Here is a 14,164-nt window from a genome sequence, read left to right on the forward strand (position 1 = left end):
CAGTGAGGGGCATGACCGTCACCACGCCCGTCCGCTGGGGCATCCTGGCCACGGGATCCATCGCCGCCAACTTCTGCCGCGACCTGTCCCTCGTCGACGACAACGAGATCGCCGCCGTCGGCTCGCGCCGCCCCGAGGCCGCCCGGGCCTTCGCCGACCAGTTCGGTGCCGCCCGCGCCCACGGCTCGTACGAGGAGCTCGTCGCCGACCCCGACGTCGATGTCGTCTACGTCGCGACGCCGCACAGCCGCCACCTCGAGGACGTCCTGCTGTGCCTCGAGGCCGGCAAGCACGTCCTGTGCGAGAAGGCGCTGACGATGAACGAGGCCGACTCGGTCCACCTCGTCGAGGAGGCCCGCCGCCGCGGGCTGTTCTTCGCCGAGGCGATGTGGATGCGCACGCAGCCCAACGTCCGGGCCATGCGAGACATCGCCCACGGTGGCGGCCTCGGCGAGGTCGTGCAGCTGCGCGCCGAGCTGGGCATGGTCGGCAAGAAGGAGCGCGAACGCCTGTGGGACCCGTCGCTCGGTGCCAGCGCACTGCTCGACGTCGGCATCTACCCGCTGACGTTCGCCCACCTGATCCTCGGCGAGCCCGTCGACATCGCCGCGACGGGCGTGCTGTCCGACCGCGGGGTCGACGTCAACGGCGGCGCGACGCTCACCTACGACTCCGGTGCCGTGGCGAGCATCGCCTGGACGCAGCTCGCCCAGGGCGACAACCGCGCCGTCATCGCCGGGCCGGCCGGACGCATCGAGGTGCCGGGCCGCTTCCACGAGCCGTCGGGGTTCTCGGTGGTCACCCCTGACTCGTCGACGTCCACGAGCCTGCCGGTCACGGGCCGCGGCTACTCGCACGAGATCGAGGAGGTCGCGGCGTGCCTGCGCCAGGGGCTCACGGAGTCGCCGCTGCTGCCGCTCGACGAGACGGTGTCGATCCAGCGACAGATGGACGAGATCCTGTCGCAGCTCGGCGTCGCTCCCCGGTAGGGCGACCCGTTCGGCGCTAGGGTGGCGCCATGGCCTCAGGCACCGCAGACTTCGTGGTGATCGCCAACCGGCTCCCGGTCGATCGCGTCACCGCCCCCAACGGCGAGACCCTCTGGCGCACGTCGCCCGGCGGCCTCGTCACGGCCCTCGAGCCCGTCATGAAGAGCAACGGCGGCGCGTGGATCGGCTGGCATGGCGCGGCCGACGAGAAGGTCAAGCCCTTCGACCACAACGGCATGCACCTCGTTCCGGTGCCCCTGACCGAGAGCGAGGTCGAGGAGTACTACGAGGGCTTCTCCAACGCGACGCTCTGGCCGCTCTACCACGACGTCGTCGCGCCCCCGGAGTTCCACCGCGAGTGGTGGGACGCGTACGTGCGGGTCAACCGGCGGTTCGCCGAGAAGGCCGCCGAGGTCGCCAACGAGGGTGCCGTCGTCTGGGTGCAGGACTACCAGCTGCAGCTCGTGCCGACGATGCTGCGCGAGCTGCGCCCCGATCTGCGGATCGGCTTCTTCCTGCACATCCCGTTCCCTCCCACAGAGCTCTTCCAGCAGCTGCCGTGGCGGCGCGAGATCCTCGAGGGGCTCCTGGGTGCCGATCTCGTCGGCTTCCAGATGCCCGGCGCGGCGCAGAACTTCGTGCGACTCGTGCGCCAGCGCGTCGGCCACAAGACGCACCGCGACATGATCTACCTGCCCGACGGGCGCACGGTGCTCGCCAAGGCGTACCCCATCTCGATCGACGCCGCAGGCTTCGAGGAGCTGGCCCGCACCCCCGAGGTCATCGCCCGGGCCGCGGAGATCCGCGAGAGCCTCGGCAACCCCAAGACGATCCTGCTCGGCATCGACCGGCTCGACTACACCAAGGGCCTCCGGCAGCGCCTGCGCGCCTTCGGCGAGCTCATCGCCGACGGCTCGGTGCACGTCGACGACGCGGTGTTCGTGCAGGTCGCGACCCCGTCCCGCGAGCGGGTGCAGCAGTACAAGCTGCTGCGCGACGACATCAACCGACTCGTCGGACGCATCAACGGCGACGTCGGACGCATCGGGCAGCAGCCCGTCACCTATCTGCACGCGTCCTACCCCCGCCAGGAGATGGCGGCGCTCTACCGGGCCGCCGACGTCATGGTCGTGACGCCTCTGCGTGACGGCATGAACCTCGTCGCCAAGGAGTACGTGGCGTGCCGCTACGACGACCAAGGTGCCCTGGTGCTCAGCGAGTTCGCGGGAGCGGCGTCCGAGCTGAAGTCGGCCTACCAGGTCAATCCGCACGACATCAACGGCATGAAGAGCATGATGCTGGCCGCGATCAACGCCGGCCCGCGCGAGAACGGCCGACGGATGAAGGCCATGCGCAAGCAGGTCATGGAGAACGACATCGAGCTGTGGGCCAGCAACTTCCTCGAGGAGCTCACGTCCGACCGCGAGCTGCACGAGAAGAACCCCCGCCCGGTCGCCTAGGTCTTCGTGACCTGCCCGGCCTCGACGTGCCACCGCTCGTCGAGGTCGACGTTGTCGAGCAGTCGGCGGTCGTGCGAGACCAGCAGGAGGGCGCCCTCGTAGGCGGCCAGCGCCAGCTCGAGCTGCTCGATGGCCGGCAGGTCGAGGTGGTTGGTCGGCTCGTCGAGCACCAGGACGTTGACCGAACGGCCCTGCAGCAGCGCCATCGCCGCACGCGTCCGCTCCCCCGGCGAGAGCCGGCCCACAAGGCTGCCGACCTGATCGGCCTTGAGCCCGAACTTGGCGAGCAGCGTGCGCGCATCGGCGGGTGACAGGTCGGGCACCGCCGCCTCGAACGCGTCGCCGAGGGTCACCTCGTCGGGCAGCACGGCGCGCGCCTGGTCGATCATGCCGACCGCGAGGGTCGCGCCCTGCGACGCCCGACCCTCGTCGGGCTCGATCTCGCCGAGCAGCAGGCGCAGCAGCGTCGTCTTGCCGGCACCGTTGGGGCCCGTGATGCCGATGCGGTCGCCCGCGTCGACCTGCACCGTGACGGGTCCGAGCGTGAAGTCGCCGCGCCGCACCACCGCACCGTCGAGCGTCGCCACGACCGAGCTCGACCGGGCCGCAGCGGCGATCTCGAAGCGCAGCTCCCACTCCTTGCGCGGCTCCTCGACCTCCTCGAGCCGGGCGATGCGCGACTCCATCTGGCGCACCTTCTGCCCCTGCTTCTCGGACGACTCGGTCTGCGCCTTGCGGCGGATCTTGTCGTTGTCGGGACTCTTCTTCATGGCGTTGCGGACGCCCTGCGAGCTCCACTCGCGCTGCGTGCGTGCGCGCGCCACGAGATCGGCCTTGGTGCCGGCGAACTGCTCGTAGGCCTCGCGGGCGTGCCGGCGGGCGACGTCGCGCTCCTCGAGGAACGACTCGTAGCCGCCGTCGTGCACCCGCACCTGGTGCTGCGCGAGGTCGAGCTCGACGACGCGGGTCACGCACCGCGACAGGAACTCGCGGTCGTGCGACACCAGCACGATGCCGGCCCGCATGCCGTCGACCATGCGCTCGAGACGGTCGAGGCCGTCGAGGTCGAGGTCGTTGGTCGGCTCGTCGAGCAGGACGACGTCGAACCGGCTCAGCAGCAGTGCGGCGAGCCCGACGCGGGCCGCCTGTCCTCCCGACAGCGACGTCATGAGCGCCTCGCCACCGAGGCCCAGCCGGAGGTCGCCGAGCACCGACGGGATGCGGTCGTCGAGGTCGGGCGCACCCGACGCCATCCAGTGGTCGAGGGCCGCGGCGTAGGCGTCGTCGGCCCCGGGCTCGCCCGAGCCGAGCCCCGAGGCGGTGCGCTCCATGGCCTCGGCTGCGGCCGTGGCTCCCGTGCGGCGGGCGAGGTAGGCCGCGACTGTCTCGCCCGTGACGCGCTCGTGTTCCTGCGGCAACCAGCCCACGAAGGCGTCCGACGGTGCCGCCGCGACGGTGCCGGCCAGCGGCGCGGTGTGCCCCGCGAGGATCTGCAGCAGCGTCGACTTGCCCGCCCCGTTGGCCCCGACGACCCCGACGACGTCGCCGGGAGCGACCGTCAGATCGAGGCCCTCGAACAGGGTGCGGTGGGCATGTCCCCCGGACAGGGCCTTCGCGACCAGGGTGGCACTCACCCTTCGATCGTCCCACAGGCAAGGATGGGCCCATGACCGCCGAGCAGATCGATGCCTTCTGGAGCGTGGCCCGCCACCAGACCCGCGCCAATCCCGTTCCCGGCTACCTCGGCACGTACGCGGGCGAGGCGCTCGCGCCCCCGGCCTGGGCCTTCGGGGCCACCGAGCAGCAGGCCGACGAGCTCATCGCGCTGGTGCTGGACGGCACCAAGACCGCGACGGCGGGTGCCCTGTGGGACTACGAGCAGGGCGACGAGCAGCTGCCACGGGTGGGCGATCTCGCGATCCTGCTCGACGGCTCCGAGCACCCGCGCGCCCTCGTCGAGGTCATGCAGGTCGACGAGGTCCCCTTCGAGGACGTCGACGCCGAGCACGCCTACCTCGAGGGCGAGGGCGACCGATCGCTCGAGCACTGGCGCACCGTGCACGAACGCTTCTTCACCGATCACGCGACCCACGACCGCGGGTTCTCGACGACCATGCCGGTCGTCCTCGAGCGGTTCAGGGTGCTCTACCCGCGCTGACGCCGACCTGTCAGGCTGCTGACATGGACGCAGGACACGACTTCACGGCCACGCCCGTCCTGGCGGGGCGACTCGTCCGTCTGGAGCCGCTGACACCTGAGCACGCTCCCGACGTGCTGGCCGCCGCCGACGACGACGAGGTCTTCCGGTGGTTGCCGTTCGTGCGGCCTCGCACGCTGGCCGAGGCCGAGACCCTCGTCTCGCGCTACCTCGACGGACCGACCGTGCCGTGGGTGCAGGTCGACGCCGCGGCCGGGGACGTCATCGGCATGACGACGTTCTACGACGTCGACGCCGCGATGCGCACCGTCGCGATCGGGTGGACCTGGCTCGCGCGGCGCGCGTGGCGCACGGGGGTCAACACCGAGGCCAAGCTGCTGCTCATGCGCCGCGCCTTCGACGACCTGGGCTGCGTGCGGGTCGTCTGGCACACCGACATCCGCAACGAGCGGTCGCAGGCCGCGATCGCCCGGCTCGGTGCGCAGCGCGAGGGCGTCATGCGCAAGCACAAGCTGCGCCCGGACGGTTCGTGGCGCGACACCGTCACGTTCTCGATGCTCGATGACGAGTGGCCTGCCGCCCGCGCAGCCTTGGAGGCCCGGCTCGGCCGCTAGGGTGGTCGCGATGACCGATGCCACCAGCGACGACCTGCCGACCCTTCCCGGAGCCTGGCGTGCGCGCGTCCCGGGCTACGCCGACATCGACGCGCTCGTGGCGCTGAGGCATCTCGACGAGCTGCAGGGCACCGGAGAGGCGCACATCGACCCGGCCGGCATCGAGTCGGAGGTCGCGGGCCAGGCCTCGTGGACACGGCGGCAGATCGTCGCCGTCGGCGACGACGACGTCCCCCGTGCGTGGATCACGGTGCACGACCGCGCCGCGGGACGCGCGCTGATCTGGGGCTACTTCGACCGCGACGTCCACGAGATCGACTCGATCGCCCGCGTGTTCTACGCGTGGGCCGAGGAGACAGCGGTCGGCATGGCACGCCTGCGCGGCATCACCGAGACCCGCCTCGACGAGAGCCCGTTCGCGACCGACACGCGCCAGGCCGGCTGGCTGTCGCTCGCCGGCTACACCAAGCGCCGCACCTGGCTGCACATGAACCGGACCGTGACGGCCGAAGACGCCGGGCTCGAGCCGCGCGCCGGTGTGCTGGTGCGTCCGGTCGAGAAGCACGAGAACGGCTTCCCGGTGGCCGCCGACCTGCAGACCGTCCACCAGATGCTCGAGGAGTCGTTCGAGGACCACTTCAACTCCTACCGCGAGAGCTTCTCGGAGTTCGTGCAGCGCCTGCGCGAGGAGCCCGGCCACCGCTGGGACCACTGGTGGCTGGCCTATGTCGAGCCCGAGGACGGGGGCGAACCGGTCGCCGCCGGCACCGTCGTGTGCTCGGTGCTGTCCGCCCCCGAGGGAGGCGTCGAGGGCTCCTACGTCGAGTACATCGGCGTCAACCGTGCCGCGCGCGGCCGCGGCGTCGCCAAGTCGCTGCTCGCGACCGTCATCGCCGACGCCGCCGAGCGCGGACGCGACCGGGTGGGCCTCGAGGTCGACGCCGACTCGCCCACGAGCGCAGACCAGCTGTACCTCGGCCTGGGCTGGGTCACCGACTACGCCACGGACTCGTGGTTCAAGGACATCCGGCTCGACGCCTGATCGCCGCCGGCCTCAGGCCAGCCGGCCGCGCTTGTGCTCGAAGATCAGGTTGGTCTCGGTCAGCGCGACCTCGGGCGCCGAGCTCAGGTGGTCGACGACGAACGCCCGTAGGTCGTCGGGGTCCTTCGCCGCGACGTGGACGTGGAAGTCGTCCGCCCCGGCCAGGAAGTAGACGTTGAGCACCTCGGCCATCCCGGCCAGGCGGTCGGAGAACTCGCTGATCGCGCCACGGGCGTCGCCGCGCAGCCGCACCGCGATCATGGCCTGGATGGGCCGGCCGAACCACGCGGGGTCGACCTCGGCGTGGAAGCCGGAGATGACGCCGCGGTCGACCAGCGACCGCACCCGCGTCAGGCACGTCGACGCCGCGACGCCCACCTCGGCGGCCAGCGCGTTGTTGGGCAGACGGCCCTGACGGCGCAGGGCCGACACGATCCGTTCGTCGAGGTCGTCGAGCTCGCGAACATCCTTCGCCACAGCGCCTCCCGGGCCGGTCAGATCGGCGGATCACACCGCCTGTCACCACTCTACAGAATCTTCTTCGCGCAGTTGCACACGCTTCCGCAGTTCCTTCACGATGGAGGTGCCTCCACCGTGGAGAGTGTCTTCTGAAGGAGCAGCCATGCTGGTCGGTGTCCCCCGCGAGATCAAGAACCACGAGTACCGCGTCGCCATCACGCCCGCCGGCGTGCACGAGCTCGTGCGCCACGGCCACGACGTCGTGATCGAGCAGGGTGCCGGTCTCGGCTCGTCGATCACCGACGACGAGTACGTCGCCGCGGGTGCCAAGATCCTCGGCACCGCCGACGAGGTCTGGGCGACCGCCGAGCTCGTGCTCAAGGTCAAGGAGCCGATCGCCGAGGAGTACGGCCGCATGCGCTCCGGCCAGACGCTGTTCACCTACCTGCACCTGGCCGCGTCGCGCCCGTGCACCGAGGCGCTGCTCGCCGCCGGGACGACGTCGATCGCCTACGAGACGGTGCAGCTCGCGGACGGCTCCCTGCCGCTGCTGGCCCCCATGTCGGAGGTCGCCGGCAAGCTCGCCCCCCAGGTCGGCTTCTACCACCTGATGCGCTCGGCCGGTGGCCGCGGCGTGCTGCCCGGCGGCGTGCCCGGCGTCCACCCCGCCGACGTCGTCGTCATCGGTGCCGGCGTCTCGGGCGTCCACGCGGCCCGCGTCGCGCACGGCATGGGTGCCAAGGTGCAGATCCTCGACCTCAACGTGCCGCGCCTGCGTCAGGTCGACGCCCAGTTCGGCGGTGCCATCACGACCGTCGCGTCCAACGCGTACGCGATCGAGAAGGCCGTCAAGGAGGCCGACCTCGTCGTCGGTGCCGTGCTGGTGCCGGGTGCCAAGGCCCCGACGCTCGTCAGCGACGCGCTCGTGGCCCAGATGCGTCCCGGCTCGGTGCTCGTCGACATCGCGATCGACCAGGGCGGCTGCTTCGAGAGCTCGCGCGCCACGACCCACGACGACCCGACGTTCGCGGTGGCCGACTCGATCTTCTACTGCGTCGCCAACATGCCCGGTGCCGTGCCGCACACGTCGACGTACGCGCTGACCAACGTCACGCTGCCGTACGCCGTGGCGCTCGCGAACAAGGGCTGGAAGCAGGCCGTCACCGATGACGCCGCGCTCGCCGGCGGCCTCAGCACCCACGAGGGCAAGCTCGTCAACGGCCCCGTCGGCGAGGCGCTCGGCATCGACGTCACCCCCCTCGCCGCGCTGTAGCCGGTACCGCCCGCCGGGGACGTCATCACATCAGTACCTGCGACAGCGCATCCGTGATGACGTCCCCGCTGGTCAGTAGCCCTGGTCGACGGGGACGGCCTCGCGTAGCGCCCGGTTGGACGCCAGGGCGATGACGACGGCCAGCCCGGCCGCCGCGACCGTGACGGCGAAGGCCGCGGTGTGCCCGTTCACGTCGGCGAGGCGTCCGGCCAGCGCCGCCCCCAGCGCGTAGCCGATGCCCGTCGCGCCGGCCAGCAGCGTCATCGCCGCGCTGACCCGGTGCACCGGCACGAGGATGCCCGCGAGGGCGAAGTTGCTGATCATGTAGGGCGCGACCGCGAAGCCCAACAGCGCGATGACGAGCACGAGCGACGGAAGCGAGTCGACCAGCAGGAGCGGGGCGGCGAGCACCAGCAGCGCCAACGCGGCCACGGCCATGCGGGTCGCGTAGAGCACCCGCTCGGGCAATCCCGTGATCGCGAGGCCTGCGATGACGCTGCCGATGCCGAGGACGGCGTGGATCAGGCCCGCGAGCCCGGCCTGCCCCTCCGCGGTGGCCAGCACCGTCGTGCCGGTCTGCACGCTGCCGAAGATCATGCCGATGCACAGCTGGGCCATCACGAGCACCGTGAAGACCCCCGTCCACAGCGGCTCGCTGCCCTCTCCGGCGGCCACGGTGCGGCGCGCGACCAGGGCGGAGGTCGGGTGCACCGCGAACCACGACCCGAACACCGCCAGCACCACCGCGGCCGCGAGCAAGGCGCCGGCCGGCTCGGCCACGATCGCGAGCACGCCGATCATCGCCGGGCCCAGCACGAACGAGGCCTCGTCGGCGGCACCCTCGTACGAGAACGCCGCGTCGACCAGGCGACGCTGGTCGCCGCTCTCACGCGTGATGGGCCGCCACCGCACGCGGGCCAGCGGACCGACCTGCGGCATCACGAATCCGGTCAGGCCGGCCAGCAGGAAGATGAGGCCCTGCGGGGCACCCGGATCGGTCACGGCGACGACGCCCGCGAGCCCGGCGGCACCCGCGAGCGACTGCACCAGCACGACGGGGCGCTGGCCGATGCGGTCGGTCAGCGTGCCGAACAGCGGCGCTCCGACGGCGTTCGAGACCGCCAGGATGCCCGCCGCGGCACCGCCGACGCCGTAACGCCCGGTCGTCTCGCTGACCAGCACCAGGACGCCGAGCTGGCTCATGGCAAGCGGGATCCGCCCGAGGAAGGCTACGAGGATGTAGGCGGGCCCGACGATCCGCAGGAGCGCGCGGTACGCGGCGATGGCTGACACAGCCGGACCAGCCTACCGTCGATCGGCTCGGCGTCCCGACCGCGGATACGCTCGTGACGTGCCACCCACCAGAGCCAGGATCGCGACGTCCGGCGTGTTCGCGCTCAACGGCTTCCTGCTCGGCATGTGGATCGTCAACATCCCGACGATCAAGGACCGCACCGGCGTCGACCAGGCCGATCTGGGGCTCATGCTGCTGGTGCTGGGCGGCATGGCGTGGATCGGCATGCAGCTCTCGGGCCCGGCGGTCGACCGATTCGGCAGCCGCCCCGTGGCGATCCTCGCGACGATCGCCCTGGCGGCGACGCTGCCCGGCCCGGGCTTCGCCACGAGCGGCGGCCAGCTCGTGGCGGCGCTCGCCGTGGTCGGCTTCTTCAACGGGTTCATCGACGTCGCCCAGAACGCGCAGGCCGTGGTCGTCGAGCGGGAGTACCGGCGTCCCATCATGTCGGCGTTCCACGCCTTCTACTCGTTGGGCGCGCTCCTCGCGTCGATCCTGGGCGGCGGCCTGATCGCACTCGGGGTGGACGTGCGGACGACCCTCGTGGTCGCCGCCGTCATCGGCGTCGCGGCTGCCGCCGGGGTCCGCCCGTTCCTCATCCCGGCACCCGCCCCCGTCGAGGACGCTCCGGCCAAGGGCCGTGCACCCTGGACGTCGAAGGTCCTGCTGCTCGGGCTGCTGGCGTTCTCTCTGCTCCTGGCCGAGGGCGTCGCGTACGACTGGAGCACGATCCACCTGCGCGACTCGCTCGGCTCGAGCGAGACGATCGCCGCCGTCGCCTACGGCGCGTTCTCCGCCGCGATGACGATCGTGCGGCTGCTGGCCGACCGGGTCGTCGCGGCCTGGGGACCGGCCGTCTACGTCAGTCGTGCCGCGTTGGTCGGGGCGCTCGGACTGCTCGGTGCCGCGCTGGCACCCGACGCGGGGCTCGCGATCGTCGCGTGGGCGGTCTTCGGCGTCGGGCTGGCCGGCTGCGTGCCGCAGTTCTTCTCGGCCGCGGGCAACGTCGACCCCGCGGCGTCCGGCACGTACCTCGCCCGGGTCACCAGCATGGGCTACGTCGGGCTGCTCGCCGGGCCGTCGGTCATCGGCCTGCTGACGCACTGGATCCCGCTGACGACCGCCTTCGCGCTGCCGATCGTCGGATGTCTCGCGGCCGGCCTGCTCGCCCCGCGCGCCTTGGCCCCTGCCCCGAAGGAGCGCGCATGATCCGGCCGCTCCATGAGCTCGTGGCCCCCGACTGGGCCGAGGCGCTCGAGCCCGTCGCCGACCGCATCGCCGAGATGGGCGAGTTCCTGCGAACCGAGATCGCGGCCGGGCGCACCTACCTGCCCGCCGGCGACCGGGTGCTGCGGGCCTTCGCCGAGCCGATGGCCGATGTCAAGGTGCTCATCACGGGCCAGGACCCCTACCCCACGCCCGGCCACGCGGTCGGGCTGTCGTTCTCGGTCGAGCCCGACGTGCGTCCGCTGCCACGCAGCCTGGTCAACATCTTCACCGAGCTGCAGTCCGACCTCGGCATCGCACCGGCCACCTCGGGAGACCTGACGCCGTGGAGCCGCCAGGGCGTCCTGCTGCTCAACCGCGTGCTGACCGTGGCACCCGGCGAGGCAGCCAGCCACCGACGCAAGGGGTGGGAGGCCGTCACCGAGCAGGCGATCCGGGCGCTGGCCGCACGCGACCGTCCGCTTGTGGCGATCCTGTGGGGACGCGATGCGCAGAGCCTCCGCCCCCTGCTGGGCGACGTGCCCGCGATCGAGTCGGCGCACCCCAGCCCCCTGTCGGCATCGCGCGGCTTCTTCGGCTCACGCCCCTTCAGCCGCGCCAACGAGCTGCTCGTGGCACACGGCGCCGAGCCCATCGACTGGGCGCTGACTGACTAGGCTGTTCGGGTGGCCGAGCAACCGAGGATCAGGGACAGGGGCGTCGTCATCGACGACGCCTTCGCAGGTCTGCAGCGATGGGGTCTGCGCCTCGTCGTGATCGCCGCGGCGGCCTACGTCGTCGGCTGGGGCATCGGTCATGTCTGGATGGTCCTGTTCCCCGTCTCGATGGCCCTGATCGTCGCGACGGTGCTGTCGCCGCCCGTGTCGTGGCTGCGCTCGAAGGGCGCACCGGCCGCCCTGGCCGCCGGCGTCGTGATCGTGGCATTCCTCGCGACGCTGGGCGGCATCGTCACGTTCCTCATCCCCCAGGTCACCGAGCAGGCGGGCGAGATCGCGTCGAGCGCGTCGGACGGCCTGCAGGAGGTGCGCAACTGGCTCACGGGCGAGCCGTTCAACCTGTCCGAGAACCAGATCTCCGCGGCCATCGCAGCCCTGCAGGACAAGCTGCAGGACAGCGCGAGCGCGATCAGCTCGGGCGTCTTCACGACCATCAGCACGGCCACGTCGATCATCATCAACATCGTCCTGATCCTGATGCTGTCGTTCTTCTTCATCAAGGACGGCCACCGGTTCCTGCCGTGGCTCAACACCCTCGGTGGTCACCGCGCCGGCGACCACCTGACCGAGGTGCTCGGACGCGTGTGGAACACGCTCGGCAGCTTCATCCGCACCCAGACGCTCGTGTCGTTCATCGACGCGCTGATCATCGGCATCGGCCTGGCGATCCTCGGCTCGCCCTTGGCGCTGCCACTGGCCGTCATCACGTTCTTCGGCGGCTACATCCCGATCGTCGGCGCGTTCATCAGCGGCGGTGTCGCGGTGCTCGTGACCCTCGTGACCAACGACTACAAGGACGCGCTGATCGCGCTGGTCATCGTCGTCGCGGTGCAGCAGCTCGAGGGCAACGTGCTGTCGCCGATCCTGCAGGGCAAGACCATGAACCTGCACCCCGCGGTCGTGCTGCTCAGCGTCACGGCGGGCGGCTCGCTGTTCGGCATCACGGGCGCGTTCCTGGCGGTGCCGGTCGCCGCGACGGTCGCCGAGATCCTGCGCTACGTCAACGAGCGCATCGACGACTCGGTGTCGGTGCTGGCACCCAAGGACGACGGCCGGGCGGCCGAGATCCTCGCCAACGACGAGCTAGCCGACTGACAGAGCGGCCGACACGGCGTCGCGGAAGCTCGCGACGCCCCCGGCCGGAGCCCCGACGAGGTCGTCGAGGTCGTGCTCGCGGCACACCATGTCGAGCATCAGGCTCTCGATCAACGAGCTCGCGAGACTCGTCGGCACGGGCGCGAGGATGCCGGCCCACAACGCCGCCGTGCGCGGAAGCAGCACCGGCACCGTCAGGATCGGCCGCCTGCGCAGCCCCGCGACCTCGGCGTAGACGGCGATCAGGTCGCGGTACGGCAGCGCATCGGCACCGCCGATGTCGAACGCTCGGCTGACGTCGGCGGGCAGGTCGGCGGCCGTCACGAGGTAGTGCAGCGCGTCGTCGATCGCGATCGGCTGCACCCGGTTGGCGAGCCAGTCGGGGCCGACGACGACCGGCAGCCGCTCGGTCACGGTGCGCAGCAGGTCGAACGAGACCGAGCCGGCGCCCACCACGATGCCGGCCTGCAGGACCGCGGTCGGCACGCCCGACTCGACCAGGATCTGCCCCACCTCGCGCCGCGACTCCAGGTGCGGCGACAGCGCGACGTCGTCGGGGTAGAGCCCGCCGAGGTAGACGATGCGCGAGACGCCCCGGGCTCGGCAGGCCTGGCCGAACCGGGTCGCGATCGTGCGGTCGCGGACCGCGTAGTCGTACGTGCCGGTCATCGAGTGGATCAGGAACCACGCGACGTCGACGCCGTCGGCCGCCCGGTTCAGCACCTCGACGTCCTGGGCGTCGCCCTCGACGACGTCGACCTGTGACGCCCACGGCTGTCCGTCGAGCCCCGCGGCGTCACGGGTCAGGACCCGCACGGTCCAGCCGTCGGCGAGCAGCCGGTCGACGACGTTGGCACCGATGTATCCCGTGGCCCCGGTGACGAGGGCGCTGCGGTGGGCGGCAGGCATGGATCGACCATCGCACGGCGCCGACGGCGTCGCCTCCCGAGTCGTGCGAGGATCGAGGGAATCGACAGGAGGTGGCCCCGATGGCAGGACGACTGGTGCGTCGCACCCGCGTCACGCGGTTCGCCGCCGACGGGTCGTCGATCGGACGCGAGGACTCGCTGGCCGTCGAGGAGCCACTCGAGATCCGCGTCAGCGGCAGCTCGTTCTCGGTCACGATGCGCTCGCCGGGCGACGACTTCGACCTCGTCGGCGGCTTCCTGGTGTCCGAGGGCGTCGTCTGGGACGCCGACCAGCTCGCGTCGATGCGGTTCTGCGCCGGCACCGACGACCAGGGCCTGCAGACGTTCAACGTCATCGACGCCGAGCTGAGCCCCGGCACCGCCCCGCCCGACCTGAGCCTCGAGCGGCACGTCTACACGTCGAGCTCGTGCGGCATCTGCGGCACGGCCTCGATCGACGCGGTGCACAAGGCCACGCACTTCAGCCTGGGCGACGACGACACGTCCTGGAGCAGCGCCCTGCTGGGTTCATTGCCCGACCGCCTCCGAGAGCACCAGAAGGTGTTCGACCGCACCGGCGGCGTCCACGCGGCCGGGCTGTTCTCGACCGACGGCGAGCTGCTCTGCCTGCGTGAGGACGTCGGCCGGCACAACGCGGTCGACAAGGTCGTCGGCTGGGCCCTGCGCGAGCGGCGACTCCCCCTGCGCGGCACCGTGCTGCAGGTGTCGGGGCGCGCGTCGTTCGAGCTCGTCCAGAAGGCGCACATGGCCGGCATCCCGGTGCTGGCCGCCGTCTCGGCACCGTCGTCCCTGGCCGTCGAGCACGCGGAGTCGGCCGGCATGACGCTGCTCGGGTTCAGTCGCGGGGGCGGGTTCAACGTCTATGCGGGAGTTCACCGGATCACGACACCCTCGCCCTCGTAGACTGT

The 14,164-nt window shown here is 71.5% G+C and carries 14 protein-coding genes; 10 read left to right on the forward strand and 4 right to left on the reverse strand.

From position 1 onward, the window contains the following. The first annotated feature begins 11 nt into the window (after window positions 1-11). Together JOF40_RS01880 and JOF40_RS01885 are read left to right on the forward strand one after the other, a co-directional pair. Entirely contained in the window at window positions 12-989 is a 978-nt protein-coding gene (locus tag JOF40_RS01880; protein WP_129179581.1) for a Gfo/Idh/MocA family protein, read from the forward strand. Window positions 990-1,018: 29 nt separating this feature from the next. Then, window positions 1,019-2,449, forward strand: a complete 1,431-nt coding sequence (locus JOF40_RS01885; RefSeq protein ID WP_129179583.1) for an alpha,alpha-trehalose-phosphate synthase (UDP-forming) — start codon at window positions 1,019-1,021, stop codon at window positions 2,447-2,449. Here the strand turns inward: JOF40_RS01885 and JOF40_RS01890 are convergent. After that, the gene (locus JOF40_RS01890) at window positions 2,446-4,083 is read right to left on the reverse strand and encodes an ABC-F family ATP-binding cassette domain-containing protein (RefSeq protein WP_129179585.1); all 1,638 of its coding nucleotides are present in this window, start codon (window positions 4,081-4,083) and stop codon (window positions 2,446-2,448) included. The genes JOF40_RS01885 and JOF40_RS01890 overlap by 4 nt on opposite strands. Window positions 4,084-4,115: 32 nt before the next feature. Between JOF40_RS01890 and JOF40_RS01895 the strand changes: the two genes are divergently transcribed. From JOF40_RS01895 to JOF40_RS01905, 3 genes are read left to right on the forward strand one after another with little or no spacing between them, the layout of a single operon-like run. Then, complete coding sequence (locus tag JOF40_RS01895) at window positions 4,116-4,607, forward strand: ASCH domain-containing protein (protein WP_129179587.1); 492 nt, start codon at window positions 4,116-4,118, stop codon at window positions 4,605-4,607. 23 nt (window positions 4,608-4,630) lie between these two features. Next, complete coding sequence (locus tag JOF40_RS01900; protein WP_129179589.1) at window positions 4,631-5,221, forward strand: GNAT family N-acetyltransferase; 591 nt, start codon at window positions 4,631-4,633, stop codon at window positions 5,219-5,221. 10 nt (window positions 5,222-5,231) lie between these two features. Further along, window positions 5,232-6,263 (forward strand): GNAT family N-acetyltransferase, encoded by a 1,032-nt coding sequence (locus JOF40_RS01905; protein WP_129179591.1) that lies wholly within the window; start codon window positions 5,232-5,234, stop codon window positions 6,261-6,263. Between the two features lie 12 nt (window positions 6,264-6,275). Here JOF40_RS01905 and JOF40_RS01910 read toward each other — a convergent pair whose 3' ends face one another. Next, entirely contained in the window at window positions 6,276-6,740 is a 465-nt protein-coding gene (locus JOF40_RS01910; protein WP_209674324.1) for an Lrp/AsnC family transcriptional regulator, read from the reverse strand. A 145-nt stretch (window positions 6,741-6,885) separates the two neighbouring features. On the opposite strand from JOF40_RS01910, the gene ald reads away from it, so the two are divergent. Beyond that, window positions 6,886-7,995: an alanine dehydrogenase gene (gene ald / locus JOF40_RS01915; protein ID WP_129179595.1), complete on the forward strand. Its 1,110-nt coding sequence runs from the start codon at window positions 6,886-6,888 to the stop codon at window positions 7,993-7,995. A 72-nt stretch (window positions 7,996-8,067) separates the two neighbouring features. Here ald and JOF40_RS01920 read toward each other — a convergent pair whose 3' ends face one another. Then, window positions 8,068-9,288 carry an MFS transporter gene (locus JOF40_RS01920; protein WP_129179597.1) on the reverse strand — a complete coding sequence of 407 codons (1,221 nt, stop codon included), beginning with the start codon at window positions 9,286-9,288 and terminating at the stop codon, window positions 8,068-8,070. Window positions 9,289-9,346: 58 nt separating this feature from the next. Here JOF40_RS01920 and JOF40_RS01925 point away from each other — a divergent pair, with 58 nt between their 5' ends. From JOF40_RS01925 to JOF40_RS01935, 3 genes are read left to right on the forward strand one after another with little or no spacing between them, the layout of a single operon-like run. Beyond that, window positions 9,347-10,498 carry an MFS transporter gene (locus tag JOF40_RS01925; protein ID WP_246152683.1) on the forward strand — a complete coding sequence of 384 codons (1,152 nt, stop codon included), beginning with the start codon at window positions 9,347-9,349 and terminating at the stop codon, window positions 10,496-10,498. Further along, on the forward strand, window positions 10,495-11,172 hold the full coding sequence (locus JOF40_RS01930) for a uracil-DNA glycosylase (RefSeq protein ID WP_129179601.1): 678 nt from the start codon (window positions 10,495-10,497) through the stop codon (window positions 11,170-11,172). The genes JOF40_RS01925 and JOF40_RS01930 overlap by 4 nt, the downstream gene beginning before the upstream one ends. A 9-nt stretch (window positions 11,173-11,181) precedes the next feature. Next, the gene (locus JOF40_RS01935; RefSeq protein ID WP_129179603.1) at window positions 11,182-12,327 is read left to right on the forward strand and encodes an AI-2E family transporter; all 1,146 of its coding nucleotides are present in this window, start codon (window positions 11,182-11,184) and stop codon (window positions 12,325-12,327) included. Here JOF40_RS01935 and JOF40_RS01940 read toward each other — a convergent pair. Beyond that, complete coding sequence (locus tag JOF40_RS01940) at window positions 12,316-13,236, reverse strand: NAD(P)H-binding protein (protein ID WP_129179605.1); 921 nt, start codon at window positions 13,234-13,236, stop codon at window positions 12,316-12,318. The two genes, JOF40_RS01935 and JOF40_RS01940, sit on opposite strands and share 12 nt — an antisense overlap. A gap of 80 nt (window positions 13,237-13,316) precedes the next feature. On the opposite strand from JOF40_RS01940, the gene fdhD reads away from it, so the two are divergent. Next, the gene (gene fdhD, locus JOF40_RS01945) at window positions 13,317-14,159 is read left to right on the forward strand and encodes a formate dehydrogenase accessory sulfurtransferase FdhD (RefSeq protein ID WP_129179607.1); all 843 of its coding nucleotides are present in this window, start codon (window positions 13,317-13,319) and stop codon (window positions 14,157-14,159) included. The last annotated feature ends 5 nt before the right edge of the window (window positions 14,160-14,164 follow it).

It is taken from the genome of Aeromicrobium fastidiosum, from assembly GCF_017876595.1.
In the GTDB taxonomy this organism is placed as follows: domain Bacteria; phylum Actinomycetota; class Actinomycetes; order Propionibacteriales; family Nocardioidaceae; genus Aeromicrobium; species Aeromicrobium fastidiosum.

What these genes read in the sequence shown, in the direction of transcription:
- JOF40_RS01900 (WP_129179589.1), top strand. Translation starts at nt 4,631, where the DNA reads ATGGACGCAGGACACGACTTCACGGCCACGCCCGTCCTGGCGGGGCGA.
- JOF40_RS01880 (WP_129179581.1), top strand. Translation starts at nt 12, where the DNA reads ATGACCGTCACCACGCCCGTCCGCTGGGGCATCCTGGCCACGGGATCC.
- JOF40_RS01940 (WP_129179605.1), bottom strand. Translation starts at nt 13,236, where the DNA reads ATGCCTGCCGCCCACCGCAGCGCCCTCGTCACCGGGGCCACGGGATAC.
- JOF40_RS01885 (WP_129179583.1), top strand. Translation starts at nt 1,019, where the DNA reads ATGGCCTCAGGCACCGCAGACTTCGTGGTGATCGCCAACCGGCTCCCG.
- ald (WP_129179595.1), top strand. Translation starts at nt 6,886, where the DNA reads ATGCTGGTCGGTGTCCCCCGCGAGATCAAGAACCACGAGTACCGCGTC.
- fdhD (WP_129179607.1), top strand. Translation starts at nt 13,317, where the DNA reads ATGGCAGGACGACTGGTGCGTCGCACCCGCGTCACGCGGTTCGCCGCC.
- JOF40_RS01895 (WP_129179587.1), top strand. Translation starts at nt 4,116, where the DNA reads ATGACCGCCGAGCAGATCGATGCCTTCTGGAGCGTGGCCCGCCACCAG.
- JOF40_RS01930 (WP_129179601.1), top strand. Translation starts at nt 10,495, where the DNA reads ATGATCCGGCCGCTCCATGAGCTCGTGGCCCCCGACTGGGCCGAGGCG.
- JOF40_RS01905 (WP_129179591.1), top strand. Translation starts at nt 5,232, where the DNA reads ATGACCGATGCCACCAGCGACGACCTGCCGACCCTTCCCGGAGCCTGG.